Origin of the sequence: Streptomyces sp. SLBN-118 (assembly GCF_006715635.1) — a bacterium.
GTDB lineage: Bacteria > Actinomycetota > Actinomycetes > Streptomycetales > Streptomycetaceae > Streptomyces.
Map to the genome: position 1 here is coordinate 2,994,726 of NZ_VFNP01000002.1, position 22,029 is coordinate 3,016,754.

At 70.2% G+C, this 22,029-nt stretch carries 14 protein-coding genes; 7 read left to right on the forward strand and 7 right to left on the reverse strand.

Translation table 11 applies throughout. The annotated features are described in order from the left end of the window. Positions 1-2 precede the first annotated feature (2 nt). On the reverse strand, positions 3-692 hold the full coding sequence (ftsE, locus tag FBY35_RS32085; protein WP_142217427.1) for a cell division ATP-binding protein FtsE: 690 nt from the start codon (positions 690-692) through the stop codon (positions 3-5). 248 nt (positions 693-940) lie between these two features. On the opposite strand from ftsE, the gene FBY35_RS32090 reads away from it, so the two are divergent. Then, a complete protein-coding gene (locus tag FBY35_RS32090) occupies positions 941-1,144 on the forward strand; it encodes a hypothetical protein (protein ID WP_142217428.1) in 204 nt (67 codons plus the stop codon). Positions 1,145-1,278: 134 nt separating this feature from the next. Here FBY35_RS32090 and FBY35_RS32095 read toward each other — a convergent pair whose 3' ends face one another. The 4 genes from FBY35_RS32095 to FBY35_RS32110 all read right to left on the reverse strand — a co-directional run bounded on the left by FBY35_RS32095 (position 1,279) and on the right by FBY35_RS32110 (position 6,365). Next, complete coding sequence (locus FBY35_RS32095; protein WP_142217429.1) at positions 1,279-1,923, reverse strand: LPXTG cell wall anchor domain-containing protein; 645 nt, start codon at positions 1,921-1,923, stop codon at positions 1,279-1,281. A gap of 269 nt (positions 1,924-2,192) precedes the next feature. Next, positions 2,193-3,299, reverse strand: coding sequence for a peptide chain release factor 2 (gene prfB, locus FBY35_RS32100; RefSeq protein ID WP_142217430.1), 1,107 nt, complete (start codon positions 3,297-3,299; stop codon positions 2,193-2,195). Between the two features lie 49 nt (positions 3,300-3,348). After that, positions 3,349-4,587, reverse strand: a complete 1,239-nt coding sequence (locus FBY35_RS32105) for a serine/threonine-protein kinase (RefSeq protein ID WP_142217432.1) — start codon at positions 4,585-4,587, stop codon at positions 3,349-3,351. A 134-nt stretch (positions 4,588-4,721) separates the two neighbouring features. After that, a complete protein-coding gene (locus FBY35_RS32110) occupies positions 4,722-6,365 on the reverse strand; it encodes a serine/threonine-protein kinase (RefSeq protein WP_142217434.1) in 1,644 nt (547 codons plus the stop codon). Positions 6,366-6,821: 456 nt separating this feature from the next. On the opposite strand from FBY35_RS32110, the gene FBY35_RS32115 reads away from it, so the two are divergent. The 4 genes from FBY35_RS32115 to FBY35_RS32130 all read left to right on the forward strand — a co-directional run bounded on the left by FBY35_RS32115 (position 6,822) and on the right by FBY35_RS32130 (position 14,014). Beyond that, complete coding sequence (locus tag FBY35_RS32115) at positions 6,822-10,238, forward strand: FHA domain-containing protein (RefSeq protein ID WP_142217435.1); 3,417 nt, start codon at positions 6,822-6,824, stop codon at positions 10,236-10,238. A 183-nt stretch (positions 10,239-10,421) separates the two neighbouring features. Further along, positions 10,422-11,783 carry an ABC transporter substrate-binding protein gene (locus tag FBY35_RS32120; protein WP_142217436.1) on the forward strand — a complete coding sequence of 454 codons (1,362 nt, stop codon included), beginning with the start codon at positions 10,422-10,424 and terminating at the stop codon, positions 11,781-11,783. An 87-nt stretch (positions 11,784-11,870) separates the two neighbouring features. After that, positions 11,871-13,136, forward strand: a complete 1,266-nt coding sequence (locus FBY35_RS32125) for a carbohydrate ABC transporter permease (protein ID WP_142218282.1) — start codon at positions 11,871-11,873, stop codon at positions 13,134-13,136. Beyond that, a complete protein-coding gene (locus FBY35_RS32130) occupies positions 13,133-14,014 on the forward strand; it encodes a carbohydrate ABC transporter permease (protein WP_142217437.1) in 882 nt (293 codons plus the stop codon). The genes FBY35_RS32125 and FBY35_RS32130 overlap by 4 nt, the downstream gene beginning before the upstream one ends. Before the next feature lie 124 nt (positions 14,015-14,138). On the opposite strand, the gene FBY35_RS32135 is transcribed toward FBY35_RS32130, so the two are convergent. Next, positions 14,139-14,744, reverse strand: a complete 606-nt coding sequence (locus FBY35_RS32135) for a TetR/AcrR family transcriptional regulator (RefSeq protein ID WP_142217438.1) — start codon at positions 14,742-14,744, stop codon at positions 14,139-14,141. A 129-nt stretch (positions 14,745-14,873) separates the two neighbouring features. Here FBY35_RS32135 and FBY35_RS32140 point away from each other — a divergent pair, with 129 nt between their 5' ends. Next, complete coding sequence (locus tag FBY35_RS32140; protein WP_142217439.1) at positions 14,874-15,776, forward strand: ABC transporter permease; 903 nt, start codon at positions 14,874-14,876, stop codon at positions 15,774-15,776. Continuing rightward, a complete protein-coding gene (locus tag FBY35_RS32145; protein WP_399209243.1) occupies positions 15,769-16,581 on the forward strand; it encodes an ABC transporter ATP-binding protein in 813 nt (270 codons plus the stop codon). The genes FBY35_RS32140 and FBY35_RS32145 overlap by 8 nt, the downstream gene beginning before the upstream one ends. A 343-nt stretch (positions 16,582-16,924) precedes the next feature. Here FBY35_RS32145 and FBY35_RS32150 read toward each other — a convergent pair whose 3' ends face one another. Next, complete coding sequence (locus FBY35_RS32150; protein ID WP_142217440.1) at positions 16,925-21,862, reverse strand: NAD-glutamate dehydrogenase; 4,938 nt, start codon at positions 21,860-21,862, stop codon at positions 16,925-16,927. Positions 21,863-22,029: the final 167 nt, after the last annotated feature.

Genomic DNA, 22,029 nt, shown 5'->3' on the forward strand with positions numbered 1-22,029 from the left:
TTTCAGTGCTGGTAGCCGTAGACGCCGCGTGCCTGGTCGCGAACGAGACGGCCCTGTTCGAGCTCGATGACGCGCTTGCGCATCTGGTCGACGATGTTCTGGTCGTGGGTCGCCATGATCACCGTCGTACCGGTCCTGTTGATCCGGTCCAGCAGCTTCATGATGCCCACCGAGGTCTGCGGGTCGAGGTTGCCGGTCGGCTCGTCCGCGATCAGCAGCATGGGGCGGTTGACGAAGGCCCGCGCGATCGCGACGCGCTGCTGCTCACCACCGGAGAGCTCACCGGGCATCCGGTCCTCCTTGCCGCCGAGGCCGACAAGGTCGAGAACCTGGGGCACGGCCTTGCGGATCTCGCCGCGCGGCTTGCCGATGACCTCCTGGGCGAAGGCCACGTTCTCGGCGACAGTCTTGTTGGGCAGGAGGCGGAAGTCCTGGAAGACCGTGCCGAGCTGGCGGCGCATGTGCGGCACTTTCCAGTTGGACAGTCTGGCGAGGTCCTTGCCGAGGACGTGGACCAGGCCCTGACTGGCGCGCTCCTCGCGCAGGACGAGCCGCAGGAAGGTCGACTTGCCGGAACCGGACGAGCCGACGAGGAAGACGAACTCCCCCTTGGCGATATCGAGGGAGACGTCCCGCAGGGCGGGGCGGCTCTGCTTGGGGTAGGTCTTGGAGACGTTGTCGAATCGGATCACGGGTGCACCACGGTCAGCCGGGGGTAGGTGAGCGTGACACTACGCGACGCGGGCTCCGACTCGCAGTCGGCGTCACGGGTTGTGCGGTTTGTCCCGTCACGGAACGGGTGTAATCCGGCGGGCCGCGCCGAAAAGCGCCCGAGCTGGCACAGTGGTAGGGGAACATTTGCGTTTCCCTGAGCGTTGTCGATAGAGAAGTGTGCTTACGGTCCGCGCCTGCGGCTCCGGCGCGCGGGAGAGGAGAGCGCATGACCTACGACCGATTGGTGTGCGCCAACTGCGCGGCCCCGGTCACAGAGGGTCGCTGCCCGGTCTGCCGGGCGAACCGCGAGCGGCTGCAGCAGGAGGGCCCCTTCGGCGGCCTGAGCCCGGTGGCGCTGGTGACGCTTCTGGTGCTGCTGGTGGCGGCTGTGGTGCTGCTGGCCACGAACCAGAGCGCGTGGGCGGTCTAGGACGTACAGGACGTACCGCATACGCAAAGGAGGGCCCGGGGCGCTGAGCGCACCCCGGGCCCTCCTTGCGTGTGCTGGTTAGTCGCTTACAGACGGTTACGGCTCAAGGTCCGCTCACGCCCGCGCACGCCCGCTCAGACGGCGGTGCGGCCACCACCGACGAGGCGCGGCAGCATACGGAAGCCGATGCCACCGGCGATCATCGTCGCGGCACCGATGAGCAGGAAGGTGGTCTCGGCGGCACCGGTCTCCGCCAGCTCCTCCTTGGCCTTGCCCTGCTCGACCGGCTGGGAGCCGGCACTGTCGGTGTCGGTGTTGTCCGAGCCACCGTTGGGGTTGTTGTCGTTACCGGAGCCACCGTTGCCCGGGTCCTCGGAGGGGTCCTCGGACGGGTCACTGGTCGGCTTGCCGGGCTTGTCGGGCTTGCCAGGCTTGTCGGGCTTTCCAGTGGGCTTGTCGGTGGGCTTGCCCGTCGGGCCCGGGTCGGTCGGCTCCGTGGGAATCGGGTCGGTGGGGACCGGGTCAGTGGGGACGGGGTCCGTCGGGCCCGGGTCGTTCGGCTCCGTCGGAACCGGGTCGGTCGGGGTCGGGTCCAGGTCGTCCACACCGATACCGGCGTCAACGCCGTTGGCGTTGCCGTTGGCCCGCACCTCGAGAGGACCCACGTTGATGTCGACACCGACGGCTGAGGCGGCGCCCGCGGCGGTCAGCGACGCACCGGCGGCGATCACCGCGCCGGCCGCTATACGCGCTACACGGATCCGCGTCTTCTTCGTCATCTGGCTGCTACCCCCAGTAGCTAATTGTCAATGGAGCAGCGTCGGGGCAACTGCCGCTGGGGGCGCTTTAGTTCGGCCCCAGTTCACACGCGCCCCAGTAGATACGCATGCCACGCGCCAGCTTTCCGAGTTTCCGCGGACGCGTCAAGCTCGTTGCGCGTGCGATGTCCGGAATAGGGGTGGTTGCCTGACCTGCGGGGATGCAACTGTGACACAGAAGGGAACTGCCGCCCCGGGGGCGGCAGTTCCCTTGTCGACAAAGCGTCGTGTTACTTCTCCTGCTGCTTGCGCCAGCGAATTCCGGCTTCGAGGAAGCCGTCGATCTCGCCGTCAAGTACCGCCTGCGGGTTGCCCACTTCGAACTCCGTACGCAGGTCCTTGACCATCTGGTACGGGTGCAGGACGTACGAACGCATCTGGTTTCCCCAGGAGTTGCCGCCATCGCCCTTGAGGGAGTCCATCAGCGCCTGCTCCTCCTGGCGGCGGCGCTCCAGCAGCTTCGCCTGAAGGACGTTCATGGCGCTCGCCTTGTTCTGGATCTGGGAGCGCTCGTTCTGGCAGGAGACGACGATGCCCGTCGGGATGTGCGTGATCCGGACAGCGGAGTCGGTCGTGTTGACGCCCTGTCCGCCGGGGCCGGACGCGCGGTAGACGTCGACGCGCAGTTCGGACTCGTCGATCTCGACATGGTCGCTCTGCTCGACCACGGGCAGCACCTCGACGCCCGCGAAGGACGTCTGGCGGCGGCCCTGGTTGTCGAACGGCGAGATACGCACCAGGCGGTGGGTGCCCTGCTCGACGGAGAGCGTGCCGTAGGCGTACGGGGCCTTGACCACGAAGGTGGTCGACTTGATGCCGGCCTCTTCCGCGTACGACGTCTCGTAGACCTCGGTGGAGTAGCCGTGCCGCTCGGCCCAGCGCAGATACATGCGCTGCAGACGCTCGGCGAAGTCGGAGGCGTCGACGCCACCGGCCTCGGCGCGGATGTTGACCAGCGCCTCCCGTTCGTCGTACTCACCGGACAGCAGCGTGCGGACTTCCATTTCGTCCAGCGCCTTGCGGACGTCCAGCAGCTCGGACTCCGCCTCGGCAAGGGTGTCCGCGTCGTCCTCGGCCTCGGCGAGCTCGAAGAGCACGCTCAGGTCGTCTATGCGGCTGCGGAGCGCCTCGGTCTTGCGGAGCTCGGCCTGGAGGTGCGAGAGCTTGCTGGTGATCTTCTGCGCCGCCTCCGGGTCGTCCCAGAGGGAGGGGGCCGCGGCCTGCTCCTCGAGCACGGCAATGTCTGCCCTCATCTTCTCGAGGTCCAGGACGGCCTCGATCGACCCCATGGTCGAGGAGAGGGACTTCAGCTCTTCGGATACATCGACGACTGCCACGGGTCCAGCGTAACGGCTGGCCGCGGGAGCCAGACCCCTCAGGCCCGACCTAGGGTTCCGCCGGGCTCGACTGCTTCGAGTCCTGTGGGGGCGCCTCCCCGCCGTCGTCGCTCGTGGCCAGCCAGCCGCCGACGCCCACAGCGGCCGCCACGGCGAGTGCCGCGACGCCCAGGGTGATACGGCGCTTACGGACCGCGTCGGACTTGTGGCGGGCCGAGCCGGGGCGGCGCTGGCCCGGGGTACGAGGTGCGCGGGCCGTGCCGCGGGCGCCGCCCGCGAGTTCGTCCGGGGCCGGGACGCGCATCGAGGTGTGGGTGTCGCGGTTGGAGTCCGCGGGGGCCGCGCCCGGGACGAGGGGGACGGCGCCGCGGCGGCGGGGTTCGCCTGAGGTGGCGGGGGCCAGGTCCTCGTACGACTCCGGCGTGGGCTCGGCGTCCGGCTCGTCGACGTCCAGTGGGGGCATCCCCGCCAGAAGCGGGAGCAGCTCGTGCAGACGGCCGGCCAGCTCGGATGCGCGCAGCCGGGAGGCGGGGGCCTTGGCCAGGCACTGGACGACAAGCTGCCACAGCTCGTCGGGGACGCCGGGCAGGGGGACCACGGTCTCGGTGACATGGCGGCGCAGCACCGCGCCCGGGTGGCCGCCGCCGAAGGGTGTGAAGCCCGCGAGAAGCTCGTAAAGGACGGTCGCCAGGGCGTAGATGTCGACCGCGGCCCGGGGCGGCAGGCCCTCGACGAGCTCGGGGGCGAGATAGTCCGGGGTTCCGATGATCCGGGTCGCCTTTGTGCGGCGCGGTGTGTCGATCAGCTTCGCGACGCCGAAGTCGGTGAGCAGCGCGGGGTGGGCTCCGGCCGGGCCGAGGGGGCCCTCCATGTCCAGGAGGATGTTCTCCGGCTTGACGTCGCGGTGGACGATTCCGGCGGCATGGGCCGCGGCGAGGCCCTCGGCGACGTCCGCGATGATCGCCACGGCCGCTTCGGGGGCGAGGCGGCGCTCGCGGTCGAGGCGGGTGCGCAGATCCGTGCCGCGTACGAGGTCCATGACGAGGGCGAGGTCGTTGCCGTCGACGACCAGGTCGCGGACTCCGACGACCTTGGGGTGGTCGAGTGCGAGCAGGGCGGTGCGTTCCTGTACGAAGCGTCCGACCAGCTCCTGGTCGGACGCCAGGTCCTCGCGCAACAGCTTGATGGCGACGGGCCCTTCGGGGCCCTCGCCGAGCCACACCGTGCCGGCGCTGCCCCGCCCCAGGATCTGGTGGGCCGCGTAGCGGCTGCCGATATTCCGTGCCAAGACTGCTCCCTCAGCGGCTGGCGTTGCCCACAAGGTACGCGGGCATCCGGGGGCTGTGTGCCCCGGATGGCGTCAACCGTCACTTCTGCGGGGGAAATCACCCCGCAGAAGTCGACAAATCTGCAGAGTCGCTACTACTGCCCCGTAGTGGGGGTCTGCGGAGTGTCCGGAGCGCCGCCGAGTTCAGAGATCCAGTCCGACACCTTCGTGACGGCGTCGCCGATCGCCTCCCAGTAGCTCTTGCCCTGGGCGACCCAGCCCTGGAGCGGTGTCAGCTCCCAGATCAGCCAGCCCGCAACAAAGAGCAGGACCAGCGTGAACAGGCAGCCCTTGAGGCATCCGAGGCCGGGGATCCGCATCGGGTTGGAGCTGCGCTGGCGCGGCGGCCCCGGCTGACGCGGTGCGGGCTGCTGGGGCGGCGGCTGCGGAGGCGCGTACTGCTGTTGCTGCGGCGGCGGGGCGTACTGCTGCCGCTGCGGCCGGCGGCGCTGGGGCTGGGGCTGGGGCGCGTACTGCTGCTGCGGGTGCATCGGCGGCTGCTGGGGCCGCTGCTGCTGGCGCTGCGGGCGGCGGCGCAGCGGGTCCTGGCTCGGGTCGAGGTACTGGACCTGCGTCTGTTCGTTGCGGTCGCGGGCCGCCTGCAGCTGGGACTGCCAGGGGTGCGGGTCCTCCGGGCCCGGCCGACCGGGCGGGAGGGGCGGCATGACCGCGGTCGGGTCGGCGCCCTGCTGCTGGTTGCCGGACTGCGGATTACCGGTCTGCTGCATGACGCTGGTCGCCGCGTTGGGGTCGTACGAACCGGCATTGCCCGGCAGGACCTGCGTAGCGTCGGAGGCCCCGGGAACCTGCGGGACCTGGGCGGGCGCGGGGTCGGGGGCGAGCAGCACGGCAACGCCGAGCGCGGCCTCGACCTGCGCGGCGGACGAGTGCACCCCGATACCCGCCGAGACCGTGCGCAGCCCGCGGGCCAGGTTCTCGGCGCTGGGCCGCTCGGCGGGCTCCTTGCGCAGACAGCGCTCTATGACCGTCCACAGCGGCTCGGGGACGGTGGTGGGGCGGCGGGGCTCCTCGCTCAGGTGTCGCTGGAGCACTTCGAGCGCGGTGCCGCCCGCGAACGGGGGCCTGCCGGTGACCAGTTCGTACAGCAGAATGCCCGCGCCGTAGATGTCGACGGCGGACGTCTGCGGGCGGCCCTCGGCCGACTCCGGCGCGACATACGCGGGCGTGCCGACGAATTCGTGCGTACGGGTCAGGCCCGGGGAGTCCGCGAGGCGCGCGATGCCGAAGTCGGTCAGCATCGGGTGCATCTGGCCGTCGGCGTCGGTCTTGAGCAGGACGTTCGCGGGCTTGAGGTCGCGGTGGACGACGCCGTCGGCATGGCTGGCGGCGAGCGCGTCGGCGATCTGGGCGGTCAGCAGGGAGGCGGCGACCGGGGTGAGAGGGCCGTTCTCGCGGATGTAACGGTGCAGGTCGGGGCCGTCGACGAGGTCCATGACCAGCGCGAGGAGATCGCCCTCGACGACCAGGTCGCGGGTGCGCACGATGTTCGGGTGGGTCAGGCGGAGCAGGACGGAGCGCTCGCGCAGGAAGCGCATCACCACGTCCGCGTCGTTCGCCAGTTCCTCCTTGAGGACCTTGATCGCGACGGTCTCGCCGGGCTGGCCGGCCACGGCCGCCTCGGCGCCCGCGGTCTCGCGCTGGCTCGCTCGCCAGACGGTGCCCGTGGCGCCGCGCCCGAGGGGCTCCTCGAGCAGGTACTTGCTGCCTACCGGCCGCACGTCATGTGCTCCCTGCTGATCGTGGTCCTTGCGTGGTCCCGTGGCACTGTGCCCGGCCATGGGTGTCCGACCCACTTTAGTGCCGCCGCAGGGGCACCGGCCGGTCGTCGCCATCTCCCTCGTGCGGTTCCTGTTCCAGTGCCTCTTACGGTTCCGCTTCCGGTCCTGTTCGAAAGGAAGACGTCGGCATCGTACGGATGGTTGCCGAACGTCTGTGCCGTAGACATCACTGTGGTTCCGGAGCAGGCCCCAACCAGGCATTTTTGCGGCCAGAGCCGAACATTCAAGATCACTTACAGGCGACCCCCGGGCGTGTTGTCAGTGGCAGGTGCGAGGATGCCCTCAGCACGGAGTCGTGAGGGAGGGAGCCTCTCGGCGCGTGCCGACCTGCCGGGTGGGGGATCACAGGGCGGCTCCCCTGCCGGGCACCCCGCGCAGAAGGGATTGCTGACGGCGATGCAGATCCGGCTGACTGTCCTCGCGCCGCGCTGCGGGCAATCCGCGGCCGCGGGACCCTCCCCTGCGGACCAGTCCTCGGCTGGACGCTCCTGCGACGTGCTGGTCACCGCGCCCACCGGGACGGCGCTGGCCGCCGTCGCCTCCGGTCTGGCCGCGGCCGTCTCGGGCCCCGACGCCTCGGGCTCCGTCGTGCTGTACGCGGGGCAGGAAAGGCTCGACGCGCAGCGCCGCACGCTGGGCGAGCCACCGCTGGTGGACGGGGCGGTGCTCTCCCTCCAGGTCCCCGGCGAGGACGACGTGCCCGGTACGGACGCCTCGGCACAGCTCCATGTGGTCGCGGGCCCCGACGCGGGCGGCGTTCATCTGCTGCACGGCGGCCAGATCAGGGTCGGCCGCTCCGTCGACGCGGACGTGCCGCTGGACGACCCGGACGTCTCGCGCCTGCACTGCGCGGTCACGGTAGCCGAGGACGGCCGCGTCACGGTCGCGGACCTCGGCTCGACGAACGGCACGACGCTGGACGGCACCGCCGTGGGATCGCACCCGGTGCGGCTGCCGGCGGGGGCGCTGCTGCGCCTGGGCGAGTCCACGCTCCGGGTCACCCAGGGCACCCGCGCGCAGTCACTCGCGACGGCGCCGGACGGCGAGGGCCACTTGCGGGTGACGCGGCCGGATGGGGCGGATCCGGGGCCGGGCGGCGCCGGTGGCGGCGGTCCCGCGGGGGCGGGCGGCGCGGCCTTGGGCGGCGGGTTCGCTCCCGGTGACCGCGGATCCGGCGGTACGGCTCCGGGTGAGTCCGGCTCTCGCGGATCTTCCGGCCGGTCCGGTTACGGCAGCTCCGCTTCGGATGGCTCCGGGTCACTCTGGTCCGACGGCTCGCCCTCCAACTGGTCCAATGCCGCGGCATCCGGCGGGTCCGGTCCAGGACCGTCCGGACCCGGCGGGTCCGTATCGGGCCGGCCGGCCCCCCGCTGGGCACGCCAGGACGACACCCGCGGCAGCAGCGGCACCGGCACCGGCACGAACGCCGGTCCCGCCGGCCACCCCGACCCGCACCGCGTGCCCCCGCAGTACGACCCCGCCCCACCGGTCGCGCCGACCGGCGCAGCCCGCGGCGACGCCGGGACGCTCTATACGTACAGCCCTGAGAACATGCACTCCAGGGCGGCCGATGCCCCGGACGAGGCTCCCTCGGCCCACAGCCGTACCACCGGAACGACGCCTCCGCGCGGCACGCGGCTGCCCGACAGCACTCCCCGTAAGCGCGGCATAGGCGCCTGGGCGCGGCGACTCGCCGGAGGGCGGGAGGAGCCGGTCTCCGAGCTGCCCGTTCAGCCCGGTCCCTCCGTCGCCGCCGCGCCCCTCGTCGAGAGCTGGCCGGACCCCGCCGCGGTTCTGCTCACCGCGCTCGGCCCCGGCCCCCGTCTCTGGGAGCGCGGACCCGCGCATCCCGAGTCGCTCGTGCTGCGGCTCGGCACCGCCGACCGGGCCGAGCTGCCCTCGGTGCCGGTGACCGTCGGTCTGCGCGAGGCAGGTTCGCTCGGGCTCGCCGGGCCCCGGGCGCGGCTGGCCGGACTGGCCCGGTCCGCCGTGGCCCAGCTCGCCGCGCTGCACTCGCCCGAGGACCTGGAGATAGTCCTCATCAGTACGGACCGGGCCCGCAGCCTGGAGGAGCGCAGGGCGGAGTGGGCGTGGCTCGGCTGGCTGCCGCATTTGCGCCCCGCGCACGGCCAGGACTGCCGTCTGCTGCTCGCTTACGACCGGGACCAGGCCACCGCCCGTACCGCCGAGCTCACCCGCAGGCTCGACGACGGCCCGCTGGGCCCCGGCTGGCCGAGCGCGGATCACCGGTCGCTCGCAGATGCCGCCGAGCGGTACGACGGCGCCCGTACGGTCGTCATAGTCGACGGCGACCCGGGCTCTGCGGTGCTCCGCGAGACGACGGCCCGGCTGGCTGGGGCGGGCTGGGCCGCGGGGGTCCATCTGATCTGTCTGGCCGAGACCCCGGCCGCCTCGCCCCTCTCCCCGGTCGCAGCGACGTACGAGTCGGCGTGTGCGGCCTCGCTCGCGTTCCGCGAGTGCGGGGCGGTCGCCCTGCTCAGCGGCGATGTGGCGACCGCGCTGCGGCTGATGCGTACGGCCGGGGGCCGGCCCGTGGGCCATGGCACGGTCGGCGCGGTGGACGCGGTGTCGGCGGCCTGGGCGGAGCGTTTCGGCCGTGCGCTCGCGCCGCTGCGCGCCGAGGGCGGGGGCGCACACGCGGGCAGGGCCACGGCGCTGCCCCGTTCCTCGCGGCTGCTCGACGAGCTGGAGCTGGCCCGTGCCACCCCGGCCTCGCTGATGGCGCGCTGGGCCTCGGCGGGCGACGGCACCGTGGTGCTCGGCACCGGCCCGCGCGGCCCACTCGCCGTCGATCTGACCGACGAGGGCCCGCATCTGCTGATAGAAGGCCCTGCGGGCAGCGGTCGTACGGAACTGCTGCGCTCCGTCGCGGCCTCGCTCGCCGCCGCCGGCCGCCCCGACCGGCTCGGCCTGCTGCTTGTCGACGGAGCGGGCGGCGAGCGCGGCGAAGGACTCGCGGCCTGTACGGAACTGCCGCATGTCACCGAGCACTTGGTGGCCTCGGACCCTGTCCGTATGCGGGCCTTCGCCCAGGCCCTGGGCGCCGAGCTGAAGCGCCGCTCCGAGGTGCTGGGCAGCGGGGGCTTCGCCGAGTGGCACACCCGGCGCGAGGTCGCCGACCGCATGGTGGGCCAGCGCCCGCCGAGCGCCGCCGAGCAGCGCGGTGACGTGGACTCCCCGTTGGGGGTCCCCCCAGCGGAGCGAGGGGGAAGGACGCTGCGCCTGCGCCCCGGTGCTCGTACAAATCCGCAAGGCCCTGCCCCGCTGCCGCGGCTCGTGGTCCTGGTGGACGACTTCGACGCACTGGTCGCTCCGGCGCTCGGCAGTACGGGACGGCCCGCGGCGGGTTCCGTCGTACGGGCGCTGGAGGCCGTGGCACGCAACGGCGAGCGGCTCGGCATACATCTGGTGGCGACGTCCGCGCGACCGGACCGCACCGTCGACACGGATCTGGCGCAGGGCGCCCGACTGCGCGTCGTGCTGGACGCGCCGCCTGCCACGCCGGGGCCGGAGGATCCTGCTCCGGGGCGGGGCAGGCTCGGACATCCGGACGGCCGGGTGACACCGTTCCAGAGCGGCCGGGTGACGGGACGCATTCCGCGTACGGCGACCTCGCGCCCCACTGTCGTACCGCTCGAATGGGAGCGGATGGGTGATCCGCCCACCCGCCGCCCTGTGCGTGAACTCGGCAACGGCCCAACGGATTTGGCGCTGCTGGCCAGCGCGCTGGAGCGTGCCGCGCGCTCCGTGGAGGCCGCGCCCGTGCCTCCGCTCTCATCGGCCCGCCCCTGACCGATGGCGTACTCACGCCAATTGACATGACATCACGTCACAAGGCCATCACAAAAGCCTTGTTGACACCTGACGCGGTATTGCGACGCCTGCTTACCGGGCGTAGACCTGTCGGCACGGGTAGGCGTTCGGGAAGGTGCGCGGGACAGCGCACGGATCGCGCACGGAAGAGACGGGGCAGTGATGCGCACAACTCTTCGTACCGGCAGGGCCGCAGTGTTATTCGTCGCCATCGGCGCTCTCGCCGTCGCAGGCTGCGGAGACAACAAGGACGACGACAAGGCGAAGCCGGGCAAGAGCGGCGGCAAGGAATCCGCGGCGAGCGTCCAACTGCCCAAGCTGAACGGCGAGAAGATACAGGTCGCCGCCGTGTGGAGCGGACCCGAGCAGGAGAACTTCACCAAGGTCCTCAAGGAGTTCGAGAAGCGCACCGGAGCGACGATCACCTTTGTGCCCGCGCAGGACCCGATCGTCAACTTCCTCGGTACGAAGATCGCGGGCGGATCTCCCCCCGATGTGGCGATGCTCCCCCAGGTCGGCGCGATCCAGCAGGCGGTACAGCGGAAATGGGCCAAGCCCGTCGGTCCCGAGGCGAAGGCGCAGCTGGCGAAGAACTACTCCAAGGGCTGGCAGGATCTCGGCGCGGTGGACGGCACGCAGTACGGCGTGTACTACAAGGCCGCCAACAAGTCCCTGGTCTGGTACAACAGCGCAGCCTTCGAGAACGCGGGCGCGAAGGAGCCGAAGACTTGGAAGGACTTCCTGGCGACGGCCGAGACGCTCTCCGCGTCGGGCGTCACCCCCGTCTCGGTGGCGGGCGCGGACGGCTGGACGCTCACCGACTGGTTCGAGAACGTCTATCTCTCCCAGGCGGGCCCGGAGAAGTACGACCAGCTCGCCCAGCACAAGATCAAGTGGACCGACGCGTCCGTGAAGACCGCGCTGACCACGCTCGCCGAGCTCTTCGGCAAGCCCGCCCTGATCGCGGGCGGCGCGGACGGCGCGCTGCAGACGGAGTTCCCGGCCTCGGTCACCCAGACCTTCAGCGGGGGCGACCAGCCCAAGGGGGCGATGGTCTTCGAGGGCGACTTCGTGACCGTCAACATCGCGCAGACCGAGTCCAAGATCGGTACGGACGCCAAGGTGTTCCCCTTCCCGGCGGTCGGCGCGCTGGCTCCCGTGGTGACGGGCGGCGACGCGGCGGTGGCGCTGAAGGACAGCAAGGGCGCCCATGCACTGCTGACCTTCCTGGCCTCGCCGGACGCGGCCAAGATCTCGGCCTCCGCGGGCGGGTTCCTCTCGCCGAACAAGTCGCTGGACCTGTCCGCGTACCCCAACAATGTGCAGCGGGACATTGCCAAGGCGCTGATCGCTGCGGGCGACGACTTCCGTTTCGACATGTCGGACCAGATGCCGCAGTCGTTCGGCGGCACGCCCGGCAAGGGTGAGTGGAAGGCCCTGCAGGACTTCCTCAAGAACCCGAAGGATGTGGCCGGGGCCCAGCAGAAGCTGGAGTCGGACGCCGCCAAGGCGTACAAGAGCTGACCGGTGAAGACCGCGGCGACCGCGGGGGGTCCGGTGCGTCCGGCTCCCCCCGCCGACAAGCGCAAGAGCGTGACAGGCACACGTAAAATGGTCGCGGTCGGCTTTCTGCTGCCCGCGCTGGTGCTGCTGGGCGCGCTCGTCGTCTACCCCATCGGGTATTCCCTCTACCGGTCCTTCCTCGACCAGTCCGGCAGCTCGTTCGCCGGGCTCGACAACTACCGGGAGATCTTCACCGAGGACAGCATCCTGACCGCGGTCAAGAACAACGCGATCTGGGTGGTCCTCGCGCCGACCGTCTCGACGGCGCTCGGCCTGATCTTCGCCGTGCTCACCGAACGGGTGCGCTGGGGCACGGCGTTCAAGCTGATCGTCTTCATGCCGATGGCGATCTCGATGCTCGCGGCGGGCATCATCTTCCGGCTCGTGTACGAGCAGGATCCCGACCGTGGGGTCGCCAACGCGGTCTGGGTGGGCGTGCATGACACCTTCGCCGAGTCGGCTGGATTCCCCAAGGCGCATCCGCTGGCGCTCCATCCGCTCAAGGAGGGCGGCGGCGGGTCGTTCGTCACCAAGCAGCCGGTGGCCGCTGGCCGGCGGGTCCAGCTCCCGCTGGTGGGTGTCGCGGCCGAGAAGATGCCGTCCGGCGCGAGGCCCGCGAAGGCGGCGCAGCCGGACGACGGGAAGATCACCGGAACCGCCTGGCTGGACTTCACCAAGGGCGGCGGCGGCACAACGAATGCCATCGACGCGAAGGAGCTGGGCCTCAAGGGCATCAAGGTCGAGGCGGTCAAGGACGGCAAGGTGGTCGCCTCGACGCAGGCGGGCGCGGACGGTACGTTCACGCTGCCCGCGTCGGCGGACGGGGCCCAACTGCGGCTGCCCGCCGACAACTTCCGCGAGCCGTACAACGGCGTCAACTGGCTCGGACCCTCGCTCGTCACCCCGGCCATCATCGGCAGTTATGTGTGGATGTGGGCCGGCTTCGCCATGGTGCTGATCGCGGCGGGGCTGGCGAGCGTGCCGCGTGAACTGCTCGAAGCCGCGCGGGTGGACGGCGCGAACGAGTGGCAGGTCTTCCGCAGGGTCACGGTCCCGCTGCTGGCTCCCGTACTCGCGGTGGTGCTGGTCACTCTGATGATCAATGTGCTGAAGATCTTCGACCTGGTCTTCATCATCGCGCCCGGGTCCGCGCAGGACGACGCCAACGTCCTGGCGCTCCAGCTCTATCGCTCCTCGTTCGGCACGGACTCGAATCTCGGGCTGGGCAGCGCGATTGCCGTACTCCTGTTGCTGCTGGTGGTCCCGGTGATGCTGTTCAACATCCGGCGCATGCGAAGGGAGGCCCGCCGATGACCACGGCCGACGGTGTGGTGAAGGCGAAGCAGTCCCTCCCGGCTCGGATCGCGGCGCGCACGGGCGGCGGCGTGATGCGCGCCCTTCTCGTCCTGGTGGGCCTGTTCTGGCTGCTGCCGACCTTCGGGCTGCTGCTGTCCTCGCTGCGGGGGCCCGCGGACATCGGCGAGAGCGGCTGGTGGAAGGTGTTCAGCGCGCCGACTCAGCTCACCTTCGACAACTACTCCCGTCTCCTGGACAACGAGGCGATCACCGACTCCCTGCTGTCCAGCGTCCTGATCACCGTCCCCGCGACACTGCTGGTGGTGGTGATCGGCTCGCTGGCCGGCTACGCCTTCGCCTGGATGGACTTCCCCGGCCGCGACTGGTGGTTCATTGGGGTCGTCGCCCTCCTGGTGGTCCCGGTCCAGGTCGCGCTGGTGCCGGTCTCCAAACTGTTCGGCTGGATCGGCATCTTCGAGACGACAGTCGGCGTGATCGTCTTCCATGTGGCGTTCGGGCTACCGTTCGCGATCTTCCTGCTGAGGAACTTCTTCGCGGAGATCCCGAGGGAACTGCTGGAGGCGGCAAGGCTGGACGGTGCGGGTGAGATCCGCCTGTTCACGCGCGTGGTGATGCCCCTGGGCGGCCCGGCGATCGCGTCACTGGGCATCTTCCAGTTCCTGTGGGTCTGGAACGACATGCTGGTCGCCCTGATCTTCGCGGACTCGGAGAGCGCGCCGATCACGGTGGCGCTGCAGCGCCAGGTGAGGCAGTTCGGCAACAACATCGATGTGCTGGCGCCGGGGGCCTTCGTCTCGATGATCATCCCGCTTGCGGTGTTCTTCGCGTTCCAGCGGCAGTTCGTGACGGGGGTGATGGCGGGAGCGGTGAAGTGACGCGCGGGGGAACATTCGGCCCATCCGGCGCGTGAGGAGCTTGGTCCGGGGCCGAGCCCCTCGGGTTGGGAGGGCCGGGTCGGGGATTCAAACCCCGGCCGCGCCAGGGAACCCCGCGCCGCCGTCAGGCCTTGAGCCCCGCCACCGCCGCCCTCGCCAGTTCGTCCAGGTACCCCTTCGGCAGGCCGCCCCGCACCACCACGAGCCGCCAGTACAGCGGCCCCACGATCAGGTCCAGCGCCCGGTCCGGATCCGTTCCCTCGGGGAGTTCGCCCCGGGACACCGCCTCGCGGACCACCACCGCCGCCACGCCCTGCTGGCTGTCCAGCAGCGCCGCCTTGATCGCGTCCGAGATTTCCGGGTGGCGCGCGGCCTCCACCAGCAGGTCCGGGATGACCTGGGAGGCCACCGGGTGGCGCAGGGCGTGCGAGGCCACTTGCAGCAGCGCCCGTACGTCTCCGTACAGCGAACCCGTCGCCGGCGCGGGAAGCCCCTGCGAAGCGAAGGCCGAGACCAGGTCGAGCACGAGCGACAGCTTGGACTTCCAGCGCCGGTAGACGGCGGTCTTGCCGACTCCCGCGCGCCGGGCGATGCCCTCGATCGACATCCGGGCGAAGCCGACCGCCGCCAGTTCCTCGAAGACGGCGGCGCGAATCGCGTCGGTCACGTCCTCCCGGAGCACTGCGGCTCCCGCGGGGGCGCGGCGTGGGGTCCCAGGGTCCGTGGTCATGCCCGGATCCTACCGTCACGACGACACGGTTGCGTTGCGACGTCATACCGCCCTACTCTCACCGTAGCGACGATACGGGTCCGTCCCATCGCCAGCGTTCACCCTGCCCCCGTCGAAAGTGGCCGCCCTGTGAGCACCCAGACGATTGCCACTCCCCCCTTCGTGGAGGATTTCGGTGAGCTCGCCCTCAGGCACGGGCTGACCGTCAGCGGTGCCCGGCCGACGCTGCCCGAGTACATCCGGCAGCTCTGGTCACGGCGCCACTTCATCGGCGCATTCGCCACCGCCCGCCTCACCGCGCAGTACAGCCGCGCCAAGCTCGGCCAGGTCTGGCAGATCATGACCCCGCTGCTGAACGCGGCGGTCTACTACTTCATCTTCGGCATCCTTCTCCAGACCAGCCGCGGCGTCCCCGACTTCGTACCGTTCCTGGTCACGGGAGTCTTCATCTGGACCTTCACGTCCAGCTCGATCATGACCGGCAGCGGCGCCATCCGCGGCAACATGGGCCTGGTGCAGGCGCTGCACTTCCCGCGCGCCACCCTGCCCATCTCCTACGTCCTGCTCCAGCTCCAGCAGCTGCTGTTCTCCATGGGCGCGCTGGTCATGATCCTGATGTGCTTCGGGGAGTTCCCCAAGCTCACCTGGCTGCTGGCAGTCCCTGCCCTGATCCTGCAGGCCGTCTTCAACACCGGCCTCTCGATGATCATGGCGCGGCTGTGCGCCAGGACCCCCGACATCGCCCAGCTGATGCCCTTCATCCTGCGCACCTGGATGTATGTCTCCGGCGTGATGTGGAGCATCAAACAGGTCCTCAAGGGCGAGCACCTGCCGCATGTCGTCATGGTCGCCCTGGAGTGCAATCCAGCCGCCGTCTTCATCGACCTGATGCGGTTCGCACTCATCGAGAGCTACACCTCCGCCCAACTGCCCCCGCACGTCTGGGCCGTTGCCCTCGGCTGGGCGCTCCTGTTCGGAGTGGGCGGGTTCATCTACTTCTGGAAGGCAGAGGAGGAGTACGGCCGTGTCTGACTCCCAGGTAATCCCCGCACCCGAGGACACGCGGTTGAGCGACGACCGGGTCCCGACCGTGGTCGTCGACAACGTCCACATCAAGTACACGGTCCACGGCGCCCGCGGCGGCAAGGGCAGCGCCACCTCCGCCCTCAGCCGGATCGTCTCGCGCAAGAAGTCCTCCGGCGTCCGCGAGGTGCACGCCGTCAAGGGCGTCAGCTTCGCGGCGTACAAGGGCGAAGCGGTCGGTCTGATCGGCTCCAACGGCTCCGGCAAGTCGACGCTGCTGAAAGCGATCGCGGGCCTGCTGCCGGCAACCGAGGGCAGGGTCTTCACCCAGGGCCAGCCCTCCCTCCTCGGCGTGAACGCCGCGCTGATGGGCGATCTGACCGGTGAGCGCAACGTCATCCTCGGCGGTCTGGCGATGGGCATGACCCGGGAGCAGATCCAGGAGCGGTACGAGCAGATCGTGGACTTCTCCGGGATCAACGAGAAGGGCGACTTCATCTCGCTCCCCATGCGAACGTACTCCTCCGGTATGGGCGCCCGGCTCCGCTTCTCGATCGCCGCGGCCAAGAGCCACGACGTGCTGCTCATCGACGAGGCCCTGTCCACCGGCGACGCCAAGTTCCAGCGCCGCAGCCAGGAACGCATCACGGAGCTGCGCGAGGAGGCCGGCACGGTCTTTCTGGTCAGCCACAGCAACGGCGCGATCACCCAGACCTGCGACCGGGCGATCTGGCTGGAGGCAGGACGGATGCTGATGGACGGTCCGGCGGCGGAGGTCGTTGCCGCGTACGAGAAGTACAACAACACCAAATAGCCAAGAATGGCCCAATACGCCCTAAGCTTCTGGTCAATGACGACCCATCGGACCGGGCCGCCCCCGTCCTCCTCCGGCTTCTCCTCGGTGCCGGGGTTCACCCTCCTCGGCACCTCCCGCTCCCGTTTGCGGACCGACCGCGGCGCCGCGCTCGCCGCGGTCTGGGCGGCCACCCGCCTCGGAATGCTCGGGCTGCGCTGTGGGCCGCCACCGCGGCGGGACAGGTCCCGCGGTCGCGCTGCGCGGGCGGGCGGGACGCGACGCAGGGGACTGAAGGCGAAGGCGCCCGGCACCGATGCGGTGCCGGGCGCCGACTCACCGCCCTGTCAGCTGGGCATCTGTGTCAGCTGTGCGTCCGCAGCAGCTGCCGCATCGTCCGCATCGCGACCGACAGATTCGCCAGGTCGAACGTGTCCGAGCCCTGGATCTCCTCCAGCGTCGTACGCGCCCGGGCCAGGATCGACGCGTTCTTCTGCTCCCAGTCCCTGAACCGCTCCTCGGGCGTCGAGGTGCCGTTGCCGACGGTCAGCACGTCCGCCGTCAGCGCGGCATGCGCCGCATACAGGTCCTCGCGGATGGAGGCACGGGCCATCGACTGCCAGCGGTCGGCCCGCGGCAGCTCGATGATCCGGTCCATCAGCTGGGTGATCTGCAGCCGGTCCGCGAGGTCGTAGTACACCTCGGCGACCGCCATCGGCTCCTTCTTGGTGCGGTCCGCGATCGCGACGATGTCGAGCGTCGGGAAGGCGGAGGAGAACCCGGCGACCCGCAGCGCGAGCTCCTCGGGGACGCCCTCCTCGGTGAGCTCTTCGAGAATGCTCTGGTACCACTCCAGGTCCGCGCCCCGCAGCATCTTCGCCAGCTCGGCCCAGACCTGCTCCACGCGCTCGGCGAAGAAGCCGATGGTGTCGGCGAGTTCCAGCGGCTGCGGCCGGTTGCCCAGCAGCCAGCGGGTGCCGCGCTCGACGAGGCGGCGCGAGTGCAGCCGGATACGGGTCTGGACGGAGGCCGCGACCTTGTTGTCCATCGCCTCGACCGCGTCCCACACCGCGCCGAGTCCGAAGATCTCGCGGGCCGCGGTCTGTGCCCGCACGACCTCCTCGATGGACGCGCCCGTCTCTTCGCGCAGCCGGTGCAGGAAGGTCGAACCACCGGTGTTCACCGTGTCGTTGACCAGCACCGTCGTGACGATCTCCCGGCGCAGCGCGTGCCCGTCGATCGCCTCGGGGAACTTCTCGCGCAGGGCCTGCGGGAAGTACGCGTGCAGCAGCCGGCGCAGGTACGGGTCGTCCGGCAGCCCGGTCCCGATCAGCTCGTCCGCGACCGTGATCTTGGTGTAAGCGAGCAGCACGGCCAGTTCGGGCTGGCTGAGCCCCTTGCCGGCGTTGAGCAGCTCACGGATCTGCCGGTCATTCGGCAGGAACTCCAGGGCCCGGTCCAGGTGCCCGTCCCGGCCCAGGCGCCGCATGAAGCGCTGGTGGGCGTGGAGCAGGGAGGGCGACTGGGCGACGGCGTTGGCGAGGGCGACGTTCTGCGCGTAGTTGTTGCGCAGGACCAGCGCTCCCACCTCGTCGGTCATCTCGGCGAGCAGCTTGTTGCGCTGCTTGACGGTCAGGTCGCCTTCCGACACCAGGGCGTTGAGCAGGATCTTGATGTTCACCTCGTGGTCGGAGGTGTCCACGCCCGCGCTGTTGTCGATGGCGTCGGTGTTGATCTTGCCGCCGCTGCGGTCGAACTCGATCCGGCCCAGCTGGGTCAGACCCAGGTTGCCGCCCTCGCCGACGACGTTGACCCGCAGGTCCTCGCCGTTGACGCGGATCGCGTCGTTGGCCTTGTCACCGACGTCCGCGTTGGACTCCGAGGAGGCCTTGACGTACGTACCGATGCCGCCGTTCCACAGCAGGTCCACCGGGGCCTTGAGGATCGCCTTCATCAGGTCGGCGGGCGTCATCTTGGAGATGCCCGCCTCGATGCCGAGGGCCGCGCGCATGTGCGCGTTGACCGGGATCGACTTGGCCGTACGCGGGTGGATGCCGCCGCCGGCCGACAGCAGCTCCTTGTCGTAGTCGGCCCAGGAGGAGCGGGGCAGCTCGAAGAGCCGGCGGCGCTCGGCGTACGAGGTGGCCGCGTCCGGGTTCGGGTCGATGAAGATGTGCCGGTGGTCGAAGGCCGCGACGAGGCGGATGTGCTCGGAGAGCAGCATGCCGTTGCCGAACACGTCACCGGACATGTCGCCCACACCTACGACCGTGAAGTCCTGGGTCTGGGTGTCGTGGCCGAGCCCGCGGAAGTGCCGCTTGACCGACTCCCAGGCGCCCCGGGCGGTGATGCCCATGGCCTTGTGGTCGTATCCGGCGGAGCCGCCCGAGGCGAAGGCGTCGCCGAGCCAGAAGTTGTAAGCGAGGGCGACCTCGTTGGCGATGTCGGAGAAGGTCGCGGTGCCCTTGTCGGCCGCGACGACGAGGTAGGTGTCGTCCTCGTCGTGACGTACGACCTCGGCGGGCGGCACGACCTCGCCTGCCACCAGGTTGTCCGTGATGTCGAGCAGCGCCGAGATGAACACCTTGTAGGAGGCGATGCCCTCGGCCAGCCACGCGTCCCGGTCCACCGAGGGGTCCGGCAGCTGCTTGGCGACGAAGCCGCCCTTGGCGCCGACCGGCACGATCACGGTGTTCTTGACCATCTGCGCCTTGACCAGGCCCAGGATCTCCGTACGGAAGTCCTCACGCCGGTCGGACCAGCGCAGACCGCCGCGCGCGACCTTGCCGAAGCGCAGGTGCACTCCCTCGACACGGGGGGAGTAGACCCAGATCTCGTACGCCGGGCGGGGCGCCGGCAGATCCGGAACGGCCTGCGGGTCGAACTTCATCGACACATAGCCGTGGTGCCCGCCGCCCGCCGCCTCCTGGAAGAAGTTCGTCCTCAGCGTGGCCTTGATGAGAGTGAGGAACGACCGCAGGATGCGGTCCTCGTCCAGGCTCGCGACCTGGTCGAGCGCGCCGTCGAGCTCCTCCAGCAGAGCGTCGGTCAGCTCGATGCCGCCGCGCTGGCGGTCGGGGGACATCCGGGCCTCGAAGAGGGAGACCAGCAGCCGCGTGGTGTGGACATTGGTGCAGAGGGTGTCCTCCATGTAGTCCTGGCTGAAGGTCGCACCGGCCTGGCGCAGGTACTTGGCGTACGCGCGCAGCACCATCGCCTGCCGCCAGCTCAGACCGGCGCGCAGCACGAGGGAGTTGAAGCCGTCGTTCTCCGCCTCGCCGGTCCAGACGGCCGAGAAGGCCTCCTGGAAGCGTTCGCGGGCATCGTCGGCCAGATAGTCGCCGTTGCCGGTGGCCAGGGGCATGCGCAGACCGAAGTCGTAGATCCACGCGTTCGTACGGTCCGAGCAGCGCAGCTCGTAGGGACGCTCGTCGACGACTTCGACGCCGAGCCGGTTGAGGACCGGCAGTACGGCGGAGAGCGAGACCTGCTCACCCGTGCGGTAGATCTTGAAGCGGCGCTCGCCGGGGCCCGCGCCGACCGGCTCGTACAGGGAGAGTGCGAAATCCTTGCCGGAGTGGGTCAGTTGCTCGACATGGACCAGGTCGGCGACGGCTGCGCGCGGCGAGTGGTCGGCCTTGTAGCCCTCGGGGAAGGCGTGGCCGTAGCGGCGCAGCAGCTCGGCGGCTCGCTCCTCGCCGCACTCGGCGTTGAGCGCCTCGGCGAAGCCGTCGGCCCAGGAGCGGGCGGCCTCGACGAGCCGGGCCTCGATGCGGTCCTTGTCGGCATCGGTGAGGTCGGGGAGGTCGGTGCCGGGCTGGACACGGATGACGAAGTGCAGCCGGGACAGCACCGATTCGGTGTGCAGGGCGGTGAAGTCGACCGGCGGGCGGCCGTTCAGCTCCTCCAGCAGGATGTCGGTCAGGCGCAGCCGTACATCGGTGGTGAACCGGTCGCGCGGCAGGTAGACGAGGGCCGAGTAGTAGCGGCCGTACTCGTCCTGGCGCAGGTACAGCCGCAGCCTGCGGCGCTCCTGGAGGTAGAGGACGGACGTGACGATGGAACGCAGCTGGTCGACCGGGGTCTGGAACAGCTCGTCGCGCGGGTAGGTCTCCAGGATCTGCAGCAGGTCACGGCCGTCGTGGCTGTTGGGCGCGAAGCCCGCGCCTTCGAGGACTTCCTGGACCTTGCGGCGGATGACCGGCACGCGGCGCACGGACTCGGTGTACGCGGCGGAGGAGAACAGGCCGAGGAAGCGGCGCTCACCGATGACATTGCCCTCGGCGTCGAACCGCTTCACCCCGATGTAGTCGAGGTAGGAGGGCCGGTGCACGGTCGAGCGGCTGTTGGCCTTCGTCAGCACGAGCAGCTTGTGCTCGCGGGCCTTGGCGCGGGCGTCGGCGGGCAGCCTGCTGAAGGAGGGGCTGACGGGGTGCGCCTCGTCGGTGCTGTGCTGGGGGTCGGAGCGCAGAATGCCGAGGCCGGTGCCGGGCACGGCGGCCAGGGCGTCGGTCTCGGTGAGTTCGTACTCCCGGTAGCCGAGGAAGGTGAAGTGGTCGGCGGAGAGCCAGCGCAGCAGCTCCCGTGCCTCCTCGACCTCCTGGTCCCGCAGATCGTTGGCGGTCGGCTCGCTGGGCAGCTCTTCGGCGATGCGCAGCGCGGCGTCTCGCATCTTCTCCCAGTCCTCGACGGTCTCCCGGACGTCCGAGAGAACCCGCAGCAGATCGGCGGTGATCTGCTTGAGGTCGGACCGGTCGGTCTCGCGGTCGATCTCGACATGGATCCAGGACTCGCGGACCGCGTCGTGCGCCAGGTCCCCGCCGTTCGCCTCGATCGGCAGAACCTCGATGAGCTTGCCGGTGACGTCCCGGCGGACCGTGACCTGCGGGTGGATCACGACGTGGATGCCGCGGCCCTGGCGGGAGAGCTCATTGGTGACCGAGTCGACGAGGAAGGGCATGTCGTCGGTGACGACCTCGACCACGGAGTGGCTGCAGGTCCAGCCGTTCTCCTCGACGGTCGGGGTGTGGACCCGCACATTGGCCGTCCCCTGGGGACGGTTCTCGGCGAGCCGGTAGTGGGAAAGTGCCGCGCCGAAAACGTCGACCGGGTCCCGGTCGGCCAGGTCCTCCGGAGCGGTGTGCAGGTAATAGCGCTGGAGGTACCGGAGAACGGTGTCCTGGTCCGGGCTCTTTCCGTGCTCCGCCCCAGTCGGAAGGTGCCCCCCGACCGGGCTGTGCTCAGCGACCCGGGCAGCCCGTTCGAGCAGCTCGGCCTTGGCTTCGTCCAGCTTGGTCTGCATGTCCTCTGGCTCCTGTCGCGCGCCGTTGCGTGACGTAGGTGGAAGAAGCGACGCAACGCCTCGACGCGGGGTGTCCGGTCGGAGTCGACGCTATGCCGCGATGAGAGATGTCCGAGCCGTAATTGGCCACAGTTGGCGGCGGGGCCGGAACAGGATGATCAACGATC